21 protein-coding genes and 1 pseudogene are annotated in these 23515 nt (G+C 40.8%); 1 reads left to right on the forward strand and 21 read right to left on the reverse strand.

Translation table 11 applies throughout. The annotated features are described in order from the left end of the window. Positions 1-3 precede the first annotated feature (3 nt). Entirely contained in the window at positions 4-1251 is a 1248-nt protein-coding gene (gene hflX, locus NSQ23_RS08165) for a GTPase HflX (protein ID WP_339170084.1), read from the reverse strand. 145 nt (positions 1252-1396) lie between these two features. Between hflX and NSQ23_RS08170 the strand changes: the two genes are divergently transcribed. After that, positions 1397-2005, forward strand: coding sequence for a trimeric intracellular cation channel family protein (locus NSQ23_RS08170; RefSeq protein WP_128356612.1), 609 nt, complete (start codon positions 1397-1399; stop codon positions 2003-2005). Between the two features lie 35 nt (positions 2006-2040). Here NSQ23_RS08170 and NSQ23_RS08175 read toward each other — a convergent pair. The 20 genes and pseudogenes from NSQ23_RS08175 to NSQ23_RS08270 form a co-directional block, all read right to left on the reverse strand. After that, a pseudogene (locus NSQ23_RS08175) lies at positions 2041-2292 on the reverse strand (steroid 3-ketoacyl-CoA thiolase); the annotation flags it as partial. Between the two features lie 19 nt (positions 2293-2311). Further along, positions 2312-3241, reverse strand: a complete 930-nt coding sequence (gene spoVK / locus NSQ23_RS08180) for a stage V sporulation protein K (protein ID WP_128356611.1) — start codon at positions 3239-3241, stop codon at positions 2312-2314. Positions 3242-3357: 116 nt separating this feature from the next. After that, positions 3358-3582: an RNA chaperone Hfq gene (hfq, locus tag NSQ23_RS08185; protein ID WP_004890637.1), complete on the reverse strand. Its 225-nt coding sequence runs from the start codon at positions 3580-3582 to the stop codon at positions 3358-3360. A 35-nt stretch (positions 3583-3617) separates the two neighbouring features. Further along, complete coding sequence (gene miaA, locus NSQ23_RS08190) at positions 3618-4553, reverse strand: tRNA (adenosine(37)-N6)-dimethylallyltransferase MiaA (RefSeq protein WP_192954103.1); 936 nt, start codon at positions 4551-4553, stop codon at positions 3618-3620. Between the two features lie 97 nt (positions 4554-4650). After that, positions 4651-6477 (reverse strand): DNA mismatch repair endonuclease MutL, encoded by a 1827-nt coding sequence (gene mutL, locus NSQ23_RS08195; RefSeq protein WP_004890642.1) that lies wholly within the window; start codon positions 6475-6477, stop codon positions 4651-4653. A 13-nt stretch (positions 6478-6490) separates the two neighbouring features. After that, a complete protein-coding gene (gene mutS, locus NSQ23_RS08200) occupies positions 6491-9055 on the reverse strand; it encodes a DNA mismatch repair protein MutS (RefSeq protein WP_339170091.1) in 2565 nt (854 codons plus the stop codon). Between the two features lie 75 nt (positions 9056-9130). Next, on the reverse strand, positions 9131-9667 hold the full coding sequence (locus NSQ23_RS08205; protein ID WP_004890648.1) for an outer spore coat protein CotE: 537 nt from the start codon (positions 9665-9667) through the stop codon (positions 9131-9133). Positions 9668-9821: 154 nt separating this feature from the next. Next, the gene (locus NSQ23_RS08210; RefSeq protein ID WP_006323460.1) at positions 9822-10253 is read right to left on the reverse strand and encodes a RicAFT regulatory complex protein RicA family protein; all 432 of its coding nucleotides are present in this window, start codon (positions 10251-10253) and stop codon (positions 9822-9824) included. 1 nt (position 10254) lies between these two features. Further along, positions 10255-11835: a tRNA (N6-isopentenyl adenosine(37)-C2)-methylthiotransferase MiaB gene (gene miaB, locus NSQ23_RS08215; RefSeq protein WP_035021064.1), complete on the reverse strand. Its 1581-nt coding sequence runs from the start codon at positions 11833-11835 to the stop codon at positions 10255-10257. Between the two features lie 117 nt (positions 11836-11952). After that, a complete protein-coding gene (locus tag NSQ23_RS08220) occupies positions 11953-12819 on the reverse strand; it encodes a 2-oxoacid:ferredoxin oxidoreductase subunit beta (RefSeq protein ID WP_041638415.1) in 867 nt (288 codons plus the stop codon). Between the two features lie 2 nt (positions 12820-12821). Then, positions 12822-14558 (reverse strand): 2-oxoacid:acceptor oxidoreductase subunit alpha, encoded by a 1737-nt coding sequence (locus tag NSQ23_RS08225; protein WP_339170102.1) that lies wholly within the window; start codon positions 14556-14558, stop codon positions 12822-12824. A gap of 202 nt (positions 14559-14760) precedes the next feature. After that, a complete protein-coding gene (locus NSQ23_RS08230; protein WP_004890661.1) occupies positions 14761-15720 on the reverse strand; it encodes a dipeptidase in 960 nt (319 codons plus the stop codon). Positions 15721-15768: 48 nt separating this feature from the next. After that, entirely contained in the window at positions 15769-16029 is a 261-nt protein-coding gene (gene spoVS, locus NSQ23_RS08235) for a stage V sporulation protein SpoVS (protein ID WP_003181955.1), read from the reverse strand. Positions 16030-16155: 126 nt separating this feature from the next. Beyond that, positions 16156-16950, reverse strand: a complete 795-nt coding sequence (locus NSQ23_RS08240) for a TIGR00282 family metallophosphoesterase (RefSeq protein WP_004890664.1) — start codon at positions 16948-16950, stop codon at positions 16156-16158. A gap of 97 nt (positions 16951-17047) precedes the next feature. Beyond that, positions 17048-18604, reverse strand: coding sequence for a ribonuclease Y (gene rny / locus NSQ23_RS08245; RefSeq protein ID WP_004890666.1), 1557 nt, complete (start codon positions 18602-18604; stop codon positions 17048-17050). Positions 18605-18813: 209 nt separating this feature from the next. Continuing rightward, positions 18814-19851 carry a recombinase RecA gene (gene recA / locus NSQ23_RS08250; RefSeq protein WP_041638422.1) on the reverse strand — a complete coding sequence of 346 codons (1038 nt, stop codon included), beginning with the start codon at positions 19849-19851 and terminating at the stop codon, positions 18814-18816. 105 nt (positions 19852-19956) lie between these two features. After that, entirely contained in the window at positions 19957-21189 is a 1233-nt protein-coding gene (locus NSQ23_RS08255; RefSeq protein ID WP_339170106.1) for a competence/damage-inducible protein A, read from the reverse strand. Positions 21190-21211: 22 nt separating this feature from the next. Continuing rightward, positions 21212-21790 (reverse strand): CDP-diacylglycerol--glycerol-3-phosphate 3-phosphatidyltransferase, encoded by a 579-nt coding sequence (gene pgsA, locus NSQ23_RS08260; RefSeq protein WP_339170108.1) that lies wholly within the window; start codon positions 21788-21790, stop codon positions 21212-21214. Positions 21791-21819: 29 nt separating this feature from the next. Beyond that, entirely contained in the window at positions 21820-22695 is an 876-nt protein-coding gene (locus NSQ23_RS08265) for a RodZ domain-containing protein (protein ID WP_339170110.1), read from the reverse strand. A 9-nt stretch (positions 22696-22704) separates the two neighbouring features. After that, the gene (locus NSQ23_RS08270; RefSeq protein WP_339170113.1) at positions 22705-23496 is read right to left on the reverse strand and encodes a DUF3388 domain-containing protein; all 792 of its coding nucleotides are present in this window, start codon (positions 23494-23496) and stop codon (positions 22705-22707) included. Between the last annotated feature and the right edge of the window lie 19 nt (positions 23497-23515).

Below are 23515 nucleotides of genomic sequence, written 5' to 3' on the forward strand. Positions count from 1 at the left end.
TTTCTATTTTTGATATGTTTTTAGTTGTGCTAAAAGTGGATGTTCCGACAATATGTAGCCGCTACATTCATACATGCCACTTTGTTCATTGTAATATATGTGCTGCACAATTGTTTCTGCTTTTAGCTGTGCGAGCAGTTTCCCCTCAAATGCAGGAATCGCTACATCGTAACGTTCCATCGCTTCGATCATGTGTGATTCAATAAATCGGCGCAGCTTTTGTACATCTTGTTCACTAAACGCACTTACTAATATATAGTCTGTTTTCGGGCTTGGAACAAAGCTTGGAAGAGTGATATCACGTTTGTTATATACAGTAGCGATTGGAATGGTCGTCGCCTCCAATTCTTCAAGCAAGCGATAGACCGTTTGTTCATGTTGAATATAATCAGGATTCGACGAATCGACAATATGTAAAATCAAATCGGCTTCTTTCACTTCTTCTAACGTCGAACGAAACGCTGCAACGAGCGTTGTCGGCAAGTCTTGAATAAAGCCGACCGTATCCGTCAACAGCGCGGTATAACCGCTTGGCAGCACAAGCTTTCTAGTGAGCGGATCTAACGTAGCGAACAATAAATTTTCTTCCAACGCATCCGCGTTCGTAAGCCGATTAAAAAGCGTTGATTTGCCAGCGTTCGTATAGCCGACGAGCGCAATTTGAAACACAGCGTTTTTCTTCCGCCGCTCACGATACCGTTCACGATGTTCGACGACCGCTTTTAGCTGCGCTTTAATTTCATCGATGCGACGGCGAATATGACGACGATCCGTTTCTAGTTTCGTTTCCCCCGGTCCCCTCGTTCCAATTCCGCCACCTAAACGAGAGAGTTCTACACCTTGCCCACTTAACCGAGGCAAGATGTATTGCAATTGAGCAAGCTCAACTTGCAATTTCCCTTCTTTTGAACGGGCTCGGCTTGCGAAAATGTCTAAAATAAGCTGCGTGCGGTCAATGACACGCACGTTTAATACCTTCGTTAAGTTGCGGTTTTGGCTTGGTGACAATTCATCATTAAAAATAACAACATCTGGTTCAAACTGTTCAATAAGTTGAACAAGCTCTTCCACTTTCCCTTTGCCGATATATGTCGCCGGATGGATCGTGTCCCGTCTTTGTGTGAGACTTATGACTACTTCACCATTTGCCGTACGAACGAGCGAGGAAAGCTCTTCCATCGAATACGAAAACCGTTCATCATTAACATGTGGCAACTGACACCCAACAATAATCACTCTTTCTTTTTGCATATTTTCCCTCTTTCCTGTTGAACGTCTGTTCTCATCATAACAAATCTTATGTAAAAGTGCTATGACTGAAAAATGAGCATTGATTTTTTTATATTTTACACATAAAATTTTAACGTGATGTTACACGACAGAAAGGAATGCAACGATGACTTGGGAAGTATTAAGTATAATCGGCACCATCGCCTTTGCGATTAGCGGAGCCATTGTTGCTATGGAAGAAGAATACGATATTTTAGGTGTGTATATTCTCGGAATTGTAACCGCATTCGGCGGCGGTGCTGTACGCAACGTATTAATTGGTGTACCTGTATCGATCCTTTGGCAGCAACAAACTCTTTTTTTGATTGCGTTTATTGCGATGACGATTGTCTATTTGTTTCCGCAAAAAATGCTACCACATTGGCAGCGGTGGGGGAACTTTTTTGATGCCCTCGGTCTTTCAGCGTTCGCTATTCAAGGAGCGCTATATGCTGTTCAAATGAATCGTCCGTTGAGTGCAGTCATCGTCGCTGCTGTATTGACCGGGAGCGGTGGGGGAATGATCCGCGATGTATTGGCCGGAAGAAAACCGCTCGTATTACGGGATGAAATTTATGCTGTGTGGGCCATTGTCGCTGGCATTGCAGTCGGAACCGGAATCGCACATTCTTCAATTAGTTTGTATGTATTGTTTGTTATTGTTGCAACATTGCGCATTTTATCGTATACATATAACTGGAAATTGCCAAATAAGTCGTTGAAGGCAGGAAACTGAAACCGGATGTCTCGATGGAAACATCCGGTTTCTTTTTATTCTTCCCACCGTTCGATGATGGTCGCAGTGGACATGCCGTGCCCGATGCAAATCGTTAATAAGCCGTAGCGCCCCTTTCGTCGTTCGAGTTCGTGAACGAGCGATGTCATCAGTTTCACGCCCGTTGCGCCGAGCGGATGGCCTAAAGCGATAGCACCACCGTTAACGTTCACTTTCGAAAGGGGAGCACCGATCTCTTTTTGCCAAGCGAGGACGACAGGCGCAAACGCTTCGTTAATTTCCACAAGGAAGGTTTCCCTCCCCTATTTATTCAACAACTAAATCGCGTTCTCGTATAATCATCAATTCTTTTTTGTCATAACGCCCTTCATGCAACAGACGTACCGCTTGTTTTCGAATTGCTTTTTCAATCAAATTTCGAATGTAACGGCCGTTGCTAAATTTTCTTTGATATCCGTCGGCTAATAGTTGCTCAATATGTTCACGTAGCTTTCGTTCTGCTTCATTAGTAAGCTCGTATTCTCTTATATGAAGCATTTGTTTTGCAATTTGTACAAGTTCCTCTGCTGTATAGTCAGGAAATTCAAGTATTAACGGAAAGCGTGACGGCAATCCTGGATTTAAAGATAAAAAATAGTCCATTTCGGCTGGATATCCTGCTAAAATAACGACTAAGTCATCAGAAAAATCTTCAATTCCTTTTACTAACGTATCAATCGCTTCTTTTCCAAAATCTTTCTCCCCTCCACGCGCAAGGGAGTATGCTTCGTCAATAAATAAAATACCTCCACGTGCTTTCTTAATTAAGTCACGTGTTTTATTGGCGGTATGACCGATATATTCGCCAACTAAATCCGCACGTTCTGCTTCAATAAAATGTCCTTTAGATAACACATTCATTTCTAAAAATAACTTACCAAGAATACGAGCAACTGTCGTTTTCCCAGTCCCGGGATTCCCTTTAAAAATCATGTGAAGAGACTGTTTATTTCCCTTTAATCCATTTGCTTGACGTGCTTTATTAATGTATAACCATGCGTAAATTTCTTTAATTAATTTTTTCACTCCACTTAGTCCAACTAACTCATCTAGTTCCTTCTGAATCTCTTTCAATACTGCATGTTGATGATAATCAATGCGATTCGGTGTTTCTTCTTTCGGTAAGTAATTAACGTTTTTCGCATTAAGCACGATATTAATTTGACTTTTTGTTTGCTTCATCGTCAACTCTGACAAGGCAACGTCACCTCTCCTTCATCGTTGCTTCTTTTATCAATATACGCTACCATCGCCCATTTCGTGACAAATGCCTAACGAAAAAATCGCCCACCGATATAGGTGAGCGATATATCTTACTCAATCTCAATTTTTACGTTTTTTTGTGGTGCAAATGTGGAAATGGCATGTTTATAAATTAATTGTTGTTTTCCATCCACTTCTAACAATACTGTAAAATTGTCAAACCCTTTCACTAACCCACGCAACTGAAATCCATTTAGCAAAAATACAGTAACCGTTGTTTCTTCCTTCCGCAATTGGTTTAAAAACTGATCTTGAATGTTTATCGTGTTTTTCATTGCTTCGTCCTCCTCTTTTTCTCTCTACATTACGTTTACATATTCGACTGAAAGTGAAACTTTCCTTCTATGTAATGCAAAATTTCATTGACTCGTCTTTCAAATATTGTATCATCGGTCATGTCAAACCATTGAACAGGCATTTGATTTCGGAACCATGTGAACTGACGCTTTGCGTAGCGACGAGAGTTTTGTTTCAATTGTTCGATTGCCTCTTTCAGCGTAAGCATCCCGTCAAAATACGCATATAACTCTTTATAGCCGATTGCCTGAATTGCTTGACAGTCACGTAAACCTTGTTCATATAATCGTTTCACTTCTTCAATCAACCCTTGATCAATCATTTGATCTACTCGTTGATTAATACGTGCATATAGCTTCTCTCGTTCCATTGTCAACCCAATAAGTGCTACGTTATATACCAGCTGACGTTTTTGCTCTTTCAGCCATTCTGTCATTGTTTTTCCTGTACAATGATAAATTTCTAACGCACGAATGACACGACGAACGTTATTCGGATGAATACGTTCCGCACTTAAAGGATCAATCCGTTTCAATTGTTCATACAACTCATCAGGTGAACAACGTTCAAGTGACTGGCGATACAAGTCGTTAGAAGGCGCGTCTGAAAATTGATAATCGTAAATAACAGATTGGATATATAGCCCTGTACCACCAACGATGATCGGAAGTTTTCCTCGTTTCGTTATATCTTTAATAAGTGAACGAGCAAGCGTCTGAAACTCTGCCACAGAAAAAGATTCATGCGGCTCTTTTATATCTAGTAAATGATGTGGAATACCTTCCGTTTCTTCTTGACGAATTTTAGCTGTTCCAATATCCAGTCCTTTATATACTTGCATCGAATCACCATTAATAATTTCCCCGTTTAAGCGTTTCGCCAATTGTATACTCATTTTCGTTTTCCCTACAGCCGTTGGACCGATTAACACAACGACTTTCCCTCCCATAAAATACCACTACTTTCCATTCTAATTCACATTCATCTATTATAGACAAACAATATGCATTTTATCATTTCATTTTGAAAAAATGTGAAAAAACATCTCACATGACGCGTTTAAACATTTTTTCTAATTCATACGTAGAAAAATGAATAATAATTGGGCGACCGTGCGGACATGTAAACGGATCGCTCGTTTTTCGCAACGATTCGAGCAACGCAAATATTTCATCGTTACGCAAAAATTGATTCGCTTTAATCGACTGTTTGCAACTCATCATGATGGCAGCTTTTTCTCTTAGTTGCTTCATATCCACTTTTTTCATCGTTAACACTTGCTTAATCATTTCCTCAATAATTTCTAATTCTTCCCCTTTCGGAAACCATTGGGGATGAGAACGAACAATAAAACTGTTATGACCAAACGGCTCTAAAAACACACCACAAGCAGCTAATTGATCACGGTAACTTTCAATAAGTACATACTCACTTGATGAATAAGTAAGCGTCAATGGGATAAGCAACGGCTGTAATTCATTTGTAACGGTTGCTAGTTTTTCACGAAAGTATTCGTATTTAATTCGTTCTTGAGCAGCATGTTGATCAATAATATATAGCCCGTTTTCATTTTGGGCTAAAATATACGTCCCATGCATTTGACCAATCGGATATAATGGCGGAATGCGTTCTTGCTCCATCTCTCCTGTTACATGTTCGCTTGGAACAACGGATTCTACATCAAGTAGTGTGACATCTTGATCACGAACACGTTCATCACTTTTCTCCAACACGATTCGCTCTTCTGTTTTCTTTTCTTGATCACGATATATCTCCGTTACACGAGGTGACATCGTATTCGATTCTTTCACGATATGTTCAAACGAAAACGTTTGTTGTTCTGCTTTCGTTTTTTCTACTCGCGGTGCCGTTACCTCAGGAATTAACGTCTTTTTTTGAAATGATTGGCGAATCGTTTGTTGAACAAGCTCGTTTAACTCGGCTTCTTTACTAAAACGCACTTCCAATTTTGCTGGATGAACATTCACATCTATAAGAAGCGGATCCATCATAACATTTAAAAAGGTAATCGGATGCCGTCCAATTGGGAGAAGCGTATGATATCCTTCTTCAATCGCTTTATATAACGAATAGTTTTTAATATACCGTCCATTTACGATCGTCGTCATATAATTCCGAGACGCACGCGTCACCTCAGGTAAAGCAACGTAACCGTCAATTGTAAAATCGAGCGTCTCCGCATGAATCGCAATCATTTTTTTGGCGACATCCAATCCGTAAATCGCTGCCAATACTTGCCTTACATCCCCATTTCCGTTCGTATAAAACAGTTGTTTTCCGTTATGTGTTAACCGAAATGAAATATGCGGATGTGCAAGCGCTAGACGATTTATCACATCAACAACATGACCAAGTTCCGTATGAATGGTTTTCATATATTTTAGACGCGCTGGCGTATTGAAAAATAAATGAGAAACGGTAACATCTGTTCCTTTTCGACTGCTTGTCCGACCATGCTGCACAAGTTCTCCACCTTTTAAAACGAGCCACGTCCCTGGTCCTTCACCGGTACTCGTCTTCAATTCTAAATGTGAGACGGAAGCAATGCTAGGCAACGCCTCTCCTCGAAAGCCGAGCGTACGAATACGAAACAAATCTGCCTCATCTTTAATTTTGCTCGTTGCATGTCGTTCAAACGCTAAAAAACAATCTTCTTCCTCAAAACCATCCCCATTGTCAACGACACGAATTTTCGCTAATCCCGCTTCTTCTAACTCCACTTCAATGATCGTGCTATGAGCATCAATCGCATTTTCAACAAGTTCTTTCACGACAGAAGCCGGGCGCTCTACAACTTCCCCTGCCGCAATTTTATTCGCTAACGCCTCATCAAGCTTACGAATTTTCCCCACGTTCTCCCTCCTTTCACTTTAATAATTTTTGAATTTCGTATAATTTATTCATTGCTTCTAACGGTGTCATATCAAGTAAATTAAGAGATTGGATACGCTTGATCACTTCTTTTTCTTTTTTCGATGCACTTGAGCGCCCTTCGTCGCGTTGTTCTTCAAACATGCTTAACTGCTCAAACTGCTCTCTATTTTCTTTAACGATCGGTGTTGCATTTGTCTCAAATTCCCGCAAAATTTGCTCCGCCCGCTGAATTAAGTCTAACGGCAGCTTCGCTAATTGCGCGACATGAATGCCGTAACTTTTATCCGCTGGACCTTCTTTAATTTGATGCAAAAAGATAACGTTACCGTTTTCTTCAACTGCACTCACATGCACATTTTTTAAACGCGGCAATTGTTGTTCAAGCGCTGTTAATTCATGATAGTGGGTACTAAATAGCGTTTTAGCGCCGATACGGTCATGAATATACTCAATCATCGCTTGCGCAAGCGCCATCCCATCGTATGTGGATGTTCCGCGACCAATTTCATCAAACAAGATGAGGCTGTTTTGTGTTGCGTGAACGATCGCATGACGCGCCTCAAGCATTTCTACCATAAACGTACTTTGCCCGGCAACTAAATCGTCAGCCGCTCCAATGCGCGTAAATACTTGATCAAAGATCGGTAATACCGCTTCTTCCGCCGGGACAAAACAACCAATTTGTGCCATGATCGCCGTTAATGCGATTTGACGCATATATGTGCTTTTTCCAGACATATTCGGACCTGTAATAAGCAACATTTCTCGTTCAGCATCCATATAACAATCGTTTGGAACATAAACATTTGTTCCTAACACTTTCTCTACAACGGGGTGTCGTCCTTGTCGAACGACAAGACGGCGATCATAAGAAAACTGCGGTTTACAATAATTATATTTTTCACTAACCGTAGCAAAACATTGTAAAACATCTAATTGGCTCATGTATTTCGCTAATTTTTGTAGACGAACAATATATTGTTTCACTTGTTCACGTATAGAAACAAACAGCTCGTATTCAAGTTCCATGCTTTTTTCTTCTGCTTCCAAAATTAGTGCCTCTTTTTCTTTTAGTTCTTTTGTCACAAAACGTTCAGCATTCGCTAACGTTTGTTTACGTTCATATCGATCCTCTGGCAATAAATGTAGATTCGCTTTTGTTACTTCGATATAGTATCCAAATACGCGATTGTAACCAATCTTTAATGATTTAATCCCTGTTACTTCTCTCTCTTTTGCTTCCAACTGTGCAATCCATGTTTTCCCATTACGACTAGCATCCCGGAAGCGATCTAACGTTTCGTTATAACCATCTTTAATGATGCCACCCTCTCTCACGGAAAGCGGTGGGTTTTCCTCAATTGCTTCTTCCAACAATTGAACAAGTTCTTCACATGCATCTAAATGTTTTGCAAATGATTGAACGTGATCATCTTGAATTTGCATAAGAAGTGAGGAAATGAAAGGTACTTGTTTTAACGACTTTTTCAATTGAATTAAATCACGCGCGTTCACATTTCCAAACGCCACACGCCCAGCTAATCGCTCCAAATCATATACACTGCGAAGATATTCGCGTAATTCTTGACGCTCGAAATAATGGATCAACAGTTGTTCAACAAAATGCCATCGCTGTTCAATTTTTTCACGATCTAATAACGGACGATCAATCCATTGCTTAAGTAGACGTCCACCCATCGCAGTCATCGTTTCGTCCAGAAGCCAAAAAAGAGAACCTGTTTTTCCTTTACTCCGAATTGTTTCCGTCAACTCTAAATTACGTTTAGAGTACATGTCGATTTTCATATGTGCATCGACTTCGTACAGCTCGACCGGCTGTAAATGATCTAAATGTCGCTTCTGTGTTTTTACTAAATAATTTAATAATCTCCCAAACGTCACGAGTAATTTTTCTTGTTTCAAATGTGAAACAATAGACGTACAACCAAGCGGAATGGTTGTTTCATCTTCATACGAAATGGTAATAGTATATCTTTCTTTAAATAATTCCCATTTTTCTTGATACGCTGTTGGAACGACTATTTCTTTCGCGCCAATAGAATAAATTTCATTGAGCACATCTTCAAATGCATGGAGCATCGTCATACGACTTTCTCCAGTCGTTAAATCTGCATATGCAAATCCATACGTACCATCCTCAAATGATGTCAATGAAGCTAAATAGTTATTTGCTTTTTCTTCCAGTTGCTTCCCTTCCATAACTGTTCCAGGGGTAATGAGTTGAACGACTTCGCGTCGCACAACCCCTTTGGCAGTTTTCGGGTCTTCAACTTGTTCACAAATCGCAACTTTATATCCTTTCTCAATCAAACGTTCAATATACATCGCGGCTGAATGATAAGGTACACCGCACATCGGCACGCGTTCTTCTCCGCCCCCGTCACGACTAGTAAGCGTAATTTCTAGCTCTTGTGATGCTTTAATCGCATCTTCAAAAAACATCTCATAAAAATCACCGAGACGAAAAAATAAAAAGGCATCTTTATATTGTGATTTAATTGCTAAATATTGCTGAATCATTGGTGTATAAGCCATGACCTTTCCTCCAACGTCCGAAATCTTGACTTCAATTATTATAACAAAAAATAAAAACTAGGAAGAACAAACTTCCTAGTTTTTATTGCTTCCTTCTTGAAGAAGCTCTTCATCCAACTGTTCTAATTCAGCTTCAATATCCTCATCGACTTCTTCAGATGATGTATCAACAACCGCAATCCGTACTTTTGTTTCCCCGATGACCTCAGCGATGAACTCTCGCTCTACTTCCACAGTTACCTTGTTTCCAGTTGAAGCAATCGTACATTCTAAACAATTTGGTTGCTGAACAACACGTGCAATCACTTCTTGTTCTTCGCTAATGAGTTCTTCGTTACGATACTTCAACGGAATGACATCGGTATAAGATACCGTTTCTGTGAGCACTTCCGTTTTTGTATTATCGTTGTACGAATACCAAACATTCACATCATACTTCCCATGAATTTCAACACTACGATCCACTTTTTTCGCTTCGTACCGATGATTAATAATCCAACAACCGAGCACGCTCGTTGGACGATGTTGCGCGGAAACGGTATGCGTCGATTGCGTAAACTTTCTCCCTTTTCCAACAACTGCCTTTGTAATAATTTCCCTGTATTGGGACATGAAACAAACCCTCCTCAAAAATGCATTGTTCATTTTATCCTATGCACGAAAAAACTAAAAGTGTACATAAAAAAACAATCATTCCGTATAGTTCATTGTATGCAACTTGTTCGAAATATGTGACAAAAATAAAAAAAGAGCCCAAATGGACTCTTTAATGGCAATGGCCGCAATGGCTATGTTTCACTTGGGCACCCGTTTCTCCTCGTAACACATCGCCACCTGTCGATGTAATAATTTCATCTGTCACCGTCTTTGAAATCGTGGATGCAACAAGCTGCAACAAATCATTAATTTCTACTTGCGATTGTTTAAATTGTTCTACAATCGGAATGTCTGATAGCTGTTCGTAAATTTCATCAATTTCTGCTTCTACTTTTTTTAACGCTTCAACTTTTCCGTAATGTTGCAAGTTTACAGCTTGTTTTTGTAACGATTTAATTTTAGCAATCATCGTGCGTACTTTTTCATTTTCATGAATTTTGGCTTCTGCTTGTTTAAAAATCTCTACTTCTTCCGTTTCAGCAATCATTTTAGCTAATTCTTTTGCTTTTTGGACGATGTCATCCTTTGTATATTTCGCCACGTTATTTCACCTCGATCGTTTCTTCTACCATTTCTCCATTTAATGTCCACGTTTTTGCTTCTGTAATGCGCACGTTTACAAGTTGACCGATCGCAGACTTAGGTCCAACGAAGTTCACAAGCTTGTTTTTACGTGTGTATCCAGCGAGAACGTCTGGGTTATTTTTACTTTCCCCTTCTACTAATACTTCGACAACTTGTCCCTCATATTCCTTCATTTTTTTCGCAGAAATTTCGTTTACTAATGCGTTTAAGCGTTGTAAACGTTCTTTTTTCACTTCCATTGGCACGTTATCAACCATTTTTGCTGCCGGTGTTCCTTCACGTGGCGAGTAAATAAACGTAAATGCAGAATCAAATTCGACTTCGCGATAGAGCGACAACGTTTCTTCAAATTGCTCATCTGTTTCATTCGGGAATCCGACAATAATGTCTGTTGTAAGCGCCACACCTGGAATGGCTTCTTTAATTTTACGAACAAGCTCTAAATATTGTTCACGTGTATATTTACGCGCCATCATTTTTAACACTTCACTACTTCCCGACTGTACAGGCAAGTGAATGTGCTCAACTAAATTTCCACCTTTTGCTAACACTTCGATTAAACGATCATCAAAATCACGTGGATGGCTTGTTGTAAAGCGAATGCGCGGAATATCAATTTTGCGCAGTTCGTCCATTAAATCGCCAAGACCATATTTCATATCAGTAAAATCTTTTCCATACGCATTCACGTTTTGTCCTAAAAGCGTAATTTCTTTATACCCTTGTGCAGCTAAGTGACGTACCTCTTGAATAATATCTTCTGGGCGACGGCTACGCTCTTTACCGCGTGTATACGGAACGATACAGTACGTACAAAACTTATCGCAACCGTACATGATATTAACCCATGCTTTAATATTTCCTTTGCGTACTTTCGGCAAGTTTTCGATGACATCGCCTTCTTTTGACCATACTTCAACAACCATTTCTTTTGACATGTACGCCTCTTTCAAAATATACGGAAGACGATGAATATTGTGCGTGCCAAAGATCATATCAACGTATTGGAATTGCTTCAAAATTTTATTGACGACTGATTCTTCTTGTGACATACAGCCGCATACCCCAAGCAATAAATCCGGGTTATTTTGTTTGAGTGGCTTTAAATGTCCAATTTCTCCGAATACTTTATTCTCTGCATTTTCACGAATGGCACACGTATTTAACAAAATGACGTTGGCATCCTCTGGGCGATCCGTTGGTTCATAGCCGAGCGCCATAAAAATTCCAGCCATCACTTCTGTATCATGTTCATTCATTTGACAGCCGTACGTACGAATGTAAAATTTACGACCGTTCCCCATGCCTCGAAACTCTTCTGGAATAGAGAAATCTTTATGATATTTCACTTCCTCTTTTCCACGTTTTTTCGCTTCTTTTAAAGATGGAGGAACAAATACAGTTGAAAAATATTTTTCATAGTCTTGACTCGTTTTTTGCTTGAGACGTTGCAAATTTTCATCCAAAGCGGATTTTTTGTCCGTTGGATGATCTGTTTCAATTTGTGCTGTGTACTGTAAACGTTGTTTTTCGTTCATCATAATTCCCCTTTCTTTTGTTCATAGACGCACACTAACATAGTATATTATTTTCTGGACTTTTAAACAATGTTTTTTCCATGAAAAAGAGGATGGCTTTCACCACCCTCTTTTTTCTTACATAAACTCAGCCACAAGCTGATCAAATTTTTCCTTGCTCATTGTTAAATCTGCTTCTGCCAATGGTTTTTCGCTATAACCAGGCACAAGATCTTGATATGATTTGCGCTCTTTATTTTGATAAATGAGCCCTGTAACAAGCCCTTTATGTTTCATCAACGTTTGCATCGCCATTTCGCGGTTAGATGGATCATATCCTTCAATGGAGCTCAAGCTCGTTAAATTGTCTTTAAACCAATCGTATGTGTTTACTTTATTGTACGTGACGCACGGGCTAAATACGTTAATGAGCGAGAATCCTTTATGCTTTATGCCTTCTTCGATTAATTGCGTCAACTCTTTTAAATCACTAGAAAAGCTTTGGGCGACGAATGTAGCCCCTGCTGTCAACGCCATCTCCATAATCGACAACGCTGGCTCAACCGATCCTTGTGGTGTACTTTTCGTTTTAAATCCGACCTCACTACGTGGTGATGTTTGTCCTTTTGTTAAGCCGTAAATTTGGTTATCCATAACGATGTACGTAATGTCGATGTTACGACGAATCGCATGGATCGTATGCCCCATTCCGATCGCGAATCCATCACCGTCACCACCAGCAGCAATGACAGTCAAGTCACGATTGGCCATTTTTACCCCTTGGGCAATCGGAAGTGCCCGACCGTGAACACCATGAAAACCATACGAATTAATGTAACCAGAAATACGTCCAGAACAACCAATTCCAGAGACAACAACAAGCTCATGTGGTTCAAGTCCAACGTTGGCAGCCGCACGTTGAATAGCTGCTTGCACAGAAAAGTCACCACAACCTGGACACCAGTTCGGTTTAATGTTATTTCGGAAATCTTTAAATGTCGCCATGTTTAAAACAACTCCTTGCATTTTGTATAAACTTCGTGCGGTAAGAACGGGTTGCCATCATATTTCAACACGTTAAATACTTTCTCAGCATGTCCAACGTTCATTTTTAAAATGTTGGCGAGTTGTCCTGTTGCGTTATTTTCAACAACAATAACTTTTTTTGCTGATTGCACAAGTGGCAACATTTCTTCCGTTGGGAACGGATGAATGAGACGAACGTGAGCATGATTTACCTTGATGCCATCTCGCTCTAGACGTTCCATCGCTTCCTCAATCGCTCCACGCGTTGAGTTAAACCCAACGATTAACACATCGGCTTCTTCATGCTTCACATGTTTATGAACTGGTGTCGGGAATTGAATATGTTTCAACTTGCGCAGACGCTTATCCATTTGTGCAATACGGTTCGCTGCTACTTCAGAAGGACGGCCTGTTTCATCGTGCTCAACGCCCGTCACATGGTGAATACCGTTTTTCATTCCTGGCAATACACGCGGTGACACGCCATCTTCCGTCACTTCATATCGTTTAAAACAACCTTTGTCTGGAATTTCAGGGAGTTCTCCCGTAACAAGTTTGCCACGACGAATTTCAATTTTATCGTATTCTAGCGGCTCAACTGTTTGTTTACCTAACGAAAGTTGCAAGTCTGTTAAAACGATGACTGGACATTGATACTCTTCTGCAATGTTAAACGCTTCAACCATATCGTAAAACGCTTCTTGTACAGTACTTGGCGCCATGACTACTTTCGGAATTTCTCCGTGTGTTCCATAAATCATTGCCATCAAATCGGACTGTTCTTGTTTCGTCGGAAGACCTGTACTCGGACCACCACGTTGCGTATCAACAATGACAATTGGCGTTTCTGTAATTCCAGCTAATCCGATCGCTTCCATCATAAGCGAAAGACCTGGTCCGGCCGAAGCTGTCAACGTGCGAACACCCGCATAGTTCGCACCAATAGCCATTGTACAAGCTGCAATTTCGTCTTCTGTTTGAATGACTGTACCACCAAATTGCGGAAGCTTCTTAATTAAGTATTCCATAATCTCTGACGCCGGGGTAATTGGATACGCTGCCATAAAACGAGCGCCACCCGCAAGTGCACCAAGCGCAATCGCATCGTTTCCAATCATAAACATTCTCTTTTTGCCGTCCGCCTTCTCAAGTTGCATGAGTTGAATGTTGTCACCAAGTTGTTCACGCATAAACTGAGCGCCCGCTCTGATCGCTTCCATGTTTTTGGCAACAACCTGCTCGCCTTTGCGACCGAAAATCTCCTGAACGACCCCTTCATATACGCTAATATCGAGACCGAGTACAGCGCTAGAAGCTCCGACTGCAACCATGTTTTTCATTAATGCTGTTCCTAATTCTGTTGCAATATCTGTAAATGGAACCGCATACAGCGTAGCTCTTGACTCGTCTGGAATCGTTGGATTAAACTTTGCATCTGCGATGACGATTCCACCTTGACGTAACTCGTGAAAGTTAAAATCAATTGTTTCTTGGTCAAAAGCTACTAATATATCAAGATCATCGGCAATCGAACGAACTTGCGTTGTGCTAACACGAATTTTATTGTTCGTATGACCACCTTTAATACGAGATGAAAAGTGGCGATAACCGTATAAGTAGTAGCCTAGTCGGTTGAGCGCAATGGAGAATATTTCTCCCGTACTTTCAATACCTTCCCCTTGTTGTCCTCCAACTTTCCATGAAAGTTGACTAATCATGTCTTACACCCCTTTAAAGTTCCATCAATTGTAACGTAACATTATACGATTATAAGTGTAGCACTTTTCCAGAAAAAGCTCTACCATTTCGCTTAATAAATTTTTCGAAAAATTTCATTTACTAAACGCTTTCATTCTAGCTCTATTGAAAAAAAATTGCAACATATTTGTCACAAAAATGTGAATTGTTCTTCCGAATTTTTTATTGCGGGATTCGCTCATAAAAATTACAAAACAAAAATTTTCTCACTTGTTCCTCTTTAAAATGCTTCAGCAATTCATTAATGAAATGGGTATAATGCGAAACATTAGCTAATTGGTCAACCGTTTCAAAAATGCCATCGAAGTCAGATCCAAACCCGATATGGTTTTCGCCGCCTAACGAGCAAATATAGTCGACATGACGCAATACATCTGTCACTGTTGTCGTTTGCGTATCATGACGTAAAAACTGCGGAACGAATGTCACACCGATCACCCCATTTTTCTTAATCAAAGCTTGAATCTGGTCATCGCGCAAATTGCGTGGGTGCGGGCAAAGCGTATACGCATTTGAATGTGAAGCAATCGGATATTGGGCTAATTCAATGACATCCCAAAACGCTCGTTCACTTAAATGCGACACATCTGTCCAACATTGTTGTTCGTTCAATAAGCGGACAACTTCTTTCCCGAATTTCGTTAAACCTCCCCCTCGTTGCTCAAATGCCCCATCCGCTACCATATTTGCATCATTCCATGTTAAACCGACAGAACGAACGCCAAGCCGAAGAAGTGTGCGCAATTGCGTTAAACTTTCGCCAATGGCTTCACACCCTTCTAATGTGAGCATGGCTCCGATTTCATTTGGTTGTAACTGATCAATTTCTTTTTTTGAACAAACTACTTTCATATTTGGCTGTGACACAACTTTCTCATAGAAATAATCAATCATCTCTAAAGCTACAAAAAAGCGCGATTCTGGCCTTACATGTTTTGGGATGTAAATAGCAAATCCTTGTACTGTTACACCCGCCTGCTGCAATCCATCGTACGTGACATGTAGCAATGAGCTTCGCTCAAACGATACATCTTGGTCACAAAATAGTTGATATAAAACGTCACAATGAGCGTCAAATATACGCACAACGACCCCTCCATACGAAAATTCGCTCTGTAGCATATGATAAAAATAACCTGTTTGCTATGCAAGCAAACAGGTTTATGTGCATTAACGCGGTTCAACAATAAGTTTGATTGCTGTCCGCTCTTCTCCATCAATTTGAATGTCTGTGAACGCAGGAATACAAATAAGATCGACTCCGCTCGGTGCTACGAATCCTCGCGCGATCGCTACTGCCTTCACGGCTTGATTTAATGCACCTGCACCGATCGCCTGAATTTCAGCAGCACCGCGTTCTCTTAGCACGCCAGCAAGTGCACCAGCTACAGAATTAGGATTAGACTTTGCTGAAACTTTTAATATTTCCATTTCTAGCTCCTCCTTGTTTCTAACAATTGCTTGTAAAAAATTCGTACTGTTTACTATATATTCACCTCTGTTCACTCGTATTCCTGCTATTTATATGCATTTTTTAGAAAAATCTAAAAAGAGAGACTAGTCGAAATATGGGTGGTCATCATTAATCATAATTCGTTGAATTGATTTCGTTCTCCCGCTTTTTTCATCTATATCGATAAGCACAGCATTCAACTGCGCGCGCCCCGTCGTCACTTCGAAACGAACCGGCAAGCCCGTTAAAAATTTACGTAATACTGCCTCACGATCCACACCCAAAATGCCATCGTAAGGACCTGTCATACCGACATCAGTAATATAACCGGTGCCGTTTGGCAAAATACGAGAGTCCGCTGTTTGAACGTGTGTATGCGTACCAACGACAGCGCTTACTCGCCCATCTAAATACCATCCCATCGCTTGTTTTTCACTCGTTGCTTCCGCATGAAAATCTACCAGAATGACAGGAGTTCGTGCGAGCGCCATTTCTACTAACTCATCTGCTTTTTTAAACGGACAATCAATCGCTGGCAAAAACGTCCTCCCTTGCAAACTGATGACTGCGACTTCATATCCCTCTGCTTGAATAAATACAATTCCTTTTCCAGGTGTACCTGCTGGAAAATTTCCTGGACGAACAAGTACTTTCGCTTGATCAATAAACTCAAATATTTCACGATTATCCCACGCATGATTCCCAAGGGTTACTACATGCACTCCTATTTCTAAAAAGCGCCGATATATTTTTTCTGTTATTCCTTTCCCACCAGCAGCATTTTCACCGTTGATAACAATCACATGTGGTTTATATTTCACTTTTAACTTCGGGACGTATTCATCAACCATTTTTCTTCCCGGTTGTCCTACGACATCACCGATAAATAATAGTTTCATCGTATTACCCTTTCTATACTCATGATTTCTATTTTTCAGTTTCGCACAAAACAAAGCTTTTATCAATACGAAAAGCTACTCCAAACGAGGAGTAGCTTTATTTTGCATATTCAACAGCTCGCGTTTCGCGGATTACTGTAACTTTAATATGACCTGGATAATCAAGCTCTTCTTCAATGCGCTTGCGAATGTCACGCGCCAAACGATGCGCTTCCAAGTCATCGATCATATCTGGCTTTACCATAATGCGAATTTCGCGTCCAGCTTGAATCGCATACGACTTTTCAACACCTTCATACGATTCAGCGATTTCTTCAAGTTTTTCAAGTCGACGAATATAGTTTTCTAACGTTTCGCTACGGGCACCTGGCCGAGCAGCAGATAATGCGTCCGCAGCAGCAACAAGCACAGCGATAATAGACGTCGGCTCCGTATCACCATGATGGGAAGCAATGCTATTGATAACGACTGGGTGTTCTTTATATTTCGTTGCGAGCTCTACACCAATTTCAACATGGCTTCCTTCTACTTCATGGTCAACAGCTTTTCCGATGTCGTGAAGAAGACCTGCTCGTCTTGCAAGCATTTCATCTTCCCCTAACTCAGCTGCCATCAAACCAGCTAAGTACGCAACTTCCATCGAATGTTTAAGAACATTTTGTCCATAGCTTGTACGGAATTTCAATCGGCCTAAAATTTTAATTAAATCCGGGTGCAACCCGTGAACACCCACTTCGAACGTTGTTTGTTCTCCCACTTCACGAATGTGTTCATCCACTTCTCTTCGCGCTTTTTCAACCATCTCTTCAATTCGCGCCGGATGAATACGCCCGTCTTGAACAAGTTTATCTAACGCAATTCGTGCCGTTTCACGACGGATCGGATCAAAGCCTGATAAAATGACTGCTTCCGGCGTGTCGTCAATGATGAGATCAATACCTGTTAACGTTTCCAACGTGCGAATGTTACGTCCTTCGCGTCCAATAATCCGACCTTTCATTTCGTCATTCGGCAAGTTCACAACAGATACGGTCGTTTCGGCAACATGGTCAGCAGCACAACGTTGAATAGCGAGCGATAAAATTTCTTTTGCTTTTTTATCGGCTTCTTCCTTTACTTTCGCTTCTGCTTCTTTGACCATGAGCGCGATTTCATGAGAAAGCTCTTTTTCTACACGATCCAAAATGATTTGCCGTGCTTCTTCACGAGTCAAGCTAGAAATACGCTCAAGCTCTGCTTGTTCTTTTCGAACGAGTTCTTCCACTTTGCTTTCCATTTCTTCAATATGCTGTTGTCTTTCATTGAGAGAATTCTCTTTTTTCTCAAGCAACGCTTCCCGTTTGTTTAAAGATTCGTCCTTTCGATCGAGATTCTCCTCCTTTTGTAACAAGCGGTTTTCCTGTTTTTGTAATTCACTTCTTCGTTCGCGAATTTCTCGTTCTGCTTCCACGCGAAGTTTGTGAATCTCATCCTTTGCTTCAAGGAGCGCCTCTTTTTTCAATGCGTCTGCTTCTCTTTTCGCTTCTTCAATCATTTGCTTGGCAGCTGCTTGTGCACCGCCAATTTTTGCCTCGGCAATGGATTTACGAACAAAAAAGCCAACAACTGCACCGACGACTAGGGCAAGCAAAGCGGAGATGATCGTTTCACCCATTATCCTCACCTCCTCTTGCTATAAATTCGTTACTTCATCAATGTCGGCATGTACATTGCACCCATTCAACATACACTTCAAAATTGTCAAATATACATGTACATTTTAAAGGTGACCTTCCATATTGTCAAGGCTTGTCATTGTGGGAAAGCGTTTCATATGGTTGAATCTTCTAAAATAAAGAAAAAAGAGACACAACGTGCCTCTTTTTACTCTAAGAAGTCTAAATCATCTTCACGTACAGGTGTCGCTGATGCACCTGTCGTAATGCCATAATGTTGGCGAATTTCACGTGCAATTTCTTCCATGATATGTGGATTTTCTTTTAAAAATTGTTTTGCATTTTCTCGCCCTTGTCCCAGTCTCTCATCCTTGTATGAATACCAAGCACCGCTTTTTTGGATGATATCGAGTTCAGCACCCATATCAATAATTTCGCCTTCTTTTGAAATTCCTTCGCCATACATAATATCTACATCCGCTGTTTTAAACGGAGGCGCCACTTTGTTTTTCACGACTTTAATTTTCGTCTTATTTCCAACCATGTCGTTGCCTTGTTTAATTTGTTCTGCACGACGCACTTCTAAACGAACAGACGCATAAAACTTCAATGCACGACCACCAGGAGTTGTCTCGGGGTTCCCGAACATAACCCCCACTTTTTCCCTTATTTGGTTAATAAAGATCGCGATCGTTTTAGACTTGTTAATCGCGCCTGATAATTTACGTAGCGCTTGGGACATGAGCCGTGCTTGTAATCCAACGTGAGCATCGCCCATTTCCCCTTCAATTTCTGCTTTCGGAACAAGGGCTGCAACGGAGTCAATAACAATAATGTCAACCGCTCCACTACGCACAAGCGCTTCAGCAATTTCTAACGCTTGCTCTCCTGTATCAGGCTGTGAAAGCAACAATTCATCAATATTAACACCTAACTTTTCAGCGTAAACAGGATCTAAAGCGTGTTCTGCATCAATGAACGCCGCTTGACCACCTTGCTTTTGTACTTCAGCAATCGCATGAAGGGCAACTGTCGTTTTACCCGAAGATTCTGGACCATAAATTTCAATAATACGCCCGCGCGGATATCCTCCTACTCCAAGAGCAATATCAAGTGCAAGAGAGCCGCTTGATACAGTCGAAATTTGACGATCTGTTTGCTCCCCTAGCTTCATAATAGAGCCTTTTCCAAACTGTTTCTCAATTTGCTTTAACGCCTGTTCTAATGCTGCTTGACGATCGTTCAATGAAACTCCTCCTTTTACTTGCAAAAAATAAAGCAGTAACTGCTACTTATTACTATACATGTTTTCTGTTTATTTGCCAAGAAAAAACGAATAGATGTTCGTAAATCAATGTAACAATTGCAGCAAATGATAACAACCATATTTTGCCGTACGCATCCGAATGGCTTGACGATCACCAGATAATGTAAGTGCAAACGTTTTTGTCCCTCGTTCTGTGGCAATCCCTATCCATACCGTTCCTACTGGTTTTCCTTCCAAATCGTCCGGTCCTGCGACGCCTGTAAAGCTTATACCGATATCACTTCGACAAAGTTTTCGAACATTTTCCGCCAACAATTGTGCACATCGCCCACTTACTGCACCCTCTGTTTGTAATATTTCTTTCGGCACATGAAGCACATTTTCCTTTATTTCATTTGTATAACATACAACCCCTCCTGCTATGACAGAAGAAGCTGTCGGAAGAGCAGTCATTTCCTTTAAAAACAACCCCCCCGTTAAGCTTTCAGCAACAGCAAGTGTCTTATCCTTTTCTTTTAACGTCGCTAACAGTTTGCTAAACAACGTTTCATCATTGTAACCGTAAAAATAAGGGCGAACACGCGCTAAAATATTTTCCTCTACCTCGTCAATCATTCGCTTCGCTTCTTCTTCACGTTCATGCTTTGCTGTCAAGCGGAGAGTCACTTCACCGTCAGACGCAAGTGGAGCAATCGTCGGATTCGTTTGCGCATCGATCAAATCTTCAATTTCTGTTTCTAGCTGTGATTCCCCGATATGAAAAAAGCGAAGAACACGCGAAACAATTTTTTCGCGAACGTGACGCTTTTGCAATAAAAAAGGACGTCCATATTTCATGAACATCGGTTGCATTTCTTTTGGTGGCCCTGGAAGAAGCATGTACGTCACATGATCAACAACAAGTGCCATTCCAGGAGCCATCCCATGTTCATTTTTTAACACGTGACTTCCTTCTAACACAAGCGCCTGTTTTCGATTGTTTGGGGACACCGGACGATTTGTTTTTGAGAAATAATCACAAATGGATTGCCATGCTTCTTCGTCTAAAACGAGCGATTTATTTAACATCTTTGCAATCGTTTCTTTTGTTAAATCATCTTTCGTCGGTCCAAGTCCCCCCGTAAAAATAATCAAATTCGAGCGTTGCTTTGCTACTTCAATCGCATGTGTAAGCCTTTGAGGATTATCTCCAACAACCGTATGATAATATACATCTATCCCTATTTCAGCTAATTGTTGAGATAAAAATTGAGCATTTGTATTTGCAATTTGGCCAAGCAAAAGCTCCGAGCCAACGGCGATAATTTCTGCTTTCATCCTTCTCCCATCCCTTTTTTATTTACTTCGAATGACGAAATGCGTGTTTATTTTTAACAAAGTAATCCCATCCTGACCAGATTGTGAAAATGAGTGCAATCCATAAAGAAATGTCCGCAAACGGAAACGACAGCAGGGAGAAAGGAAGATTGTGCAAAAGAAGGGCAGCGATCGCTACAATTTGCGTCCACGTTTTAATTTTTCCAAGCATGTTCGCTGCCACCACTTCCCCCTCTCCAGCCAACACGAGCCGCAATCCGGTTACTGCAAATTCACGACTAATAATAACAATGACCATCCACGCTGGCGCCAAATCCAATTGAACGAGCGCAATGAGCGCAGCCGATACAAGCAATTTATCTGCAAGCGGGTCAAGAAATTTTCCTAAATTCGTTACTAACCCATATTTTCGTGCATAGTATCCATCAATCCAGTCTGTCATTGATGCAATAATAAAAATAAGCGCAGCAACAGCGTGTGTCATCGGCAATTGCTCTGTTCCGATTTGAATCATACCTAGGTCAATCGGTGCCAAGAGGAAAATGAGGAAAAAAGGAATAAGTAGCATTCGGGCAATTGTAATTTGATTCGGTATATTCACAGTACTAACCTCCAACACGTCATACAACATTATTGTTTTTTGTAGATGATTGTAATATCTTGGCGCACGTGATCACTTGGATTAACAGGGTATTGAAGTGTTTGTCCATTTATTTCCACTTCGGTATTTAATGTTTGTCCGATGACTAACAACACTTCTGTTTCGTTCGTCAAATCGAACGTTTCAGCTTGATTAGCATACATCATTTTTCTTGTGAACGCTTTGCCTTTCCCATTTTTCACTTCAATCCACGCATCACCCTTTGTTGCAATGTCAATGATCAACTGTTCCCCCGTGACTTCAAGTGTCGATTTTCGACCATTCGTGTCTACTACCTTAATCATTGCTGTCGATGGTTGCTCTTGCTCTTTTTCTAGTTGTTGTTCGTTCTGTTTTTCAGATTGTTGTTCATTTTGTTTTTCAGGCTGTTGTTCGTTCGCCTGCTCAGATTGCTCAAATTCTGTCTCCTCATTTATCACCTGCTCTTGCGGTTGTTCATCCATCGTTCGGTTTTGAAAGAAAAACCATAGAACAACCGCTACTCCAACAGCTAACATACCGATTAAAATTTTGGGGAGGATATTCAGTACTTTTTCACCTTGTTCTGATAATTGTCGCGATTTAACACGCGATAATTCGCCAGGAAGTTCTTCTTGCTGAGCATTTGGAATTTCGTTTGCGTATTGTTCAAACAGCTCTTCGGGATCAAGGCCGACCGCTTCAGCATACTGACGAATAAACGCGCGAACATAAAACTTCCCGGGCATAATCACATAATTTCCTTGTTCAATTGCGATCAAGTATCGCTTCTGAATTTTAGTGATTTCTTGTAAATCATCTAAGCTCATATTGCTCTGTTCTCTCGCTTCTTTTAAACGCTTCCCTAACTCTGTCAACGGAAACACCTTCCATCTTTAAAAGTCGATATTTGAAAAACCGTCGTTGCCGAAGAAAGAAGATTGGTCAACAAGATCGTACGTAATTTCTTCATCTGCTTCATGACGTAGTTCAATAATATAGTCAAAGTCATCCAACTTATATTCTGTATGCCTTACAAAAATATCGGGATGTTCAATGACTTTCGTCGCTGGTAGTCGCATGAGCTCACGGATGAGTTGCCAATGCCGTTCATTTGAGCGGCGCGTCGAAACGATTCCGTCAATAATGAATACATTGTTTTCACTATACTCATCTTCAATGAGTTGGCTGCGAACTGTTTGTTTAATTAACGTAGATGAGACAAATAGCCAACGTTTATTCGCACATACGCTCGCAGCTACGATGGATTCCGTTTTTCCAACGCGCGGCATACCACGAATGCCAATTAACTTGTGACCTTCTTGTTTAAATAACTCGGCCATAAAATCGACAAGCAATCCTAATTCGTCACGAACGAACCGAAACGTTTTTTTATCATCGGCATCACGCTGAATATAACGCCCATGCCGAACGGCGAGACGGTCGCGTAGCTTCGGCTCGCGCAACTTCGTCACCGTGATATCTTCCATCGTTGCCAAAATAGATTGTAGCCGTTCAATTTGCTCATGGCTTTTGCATAACAAAAGCATCCCTCGACGTGAATCGTCCACTCCGTTAATTGTGATGATGTTGATGGACAACATACCAAGGAGCGATGCAATATCCCCCAACAATCCCGGACGATTGATATGTATTTCATATTCTAAATACCATTCTTTCTTTTCCATATACCCCTTCTCCCCTTTA

The sequence above is a fragment of the Anoxybacillus sp. FSL W8-1294 genome, assembly GCF_037965005.1.
Lineage (GTDB): Bacteria > Bacillota > Bacilli > Bacillales > Anoxybacillaceae > Anoxybacillus > Anoxybacillus flavithermus_G.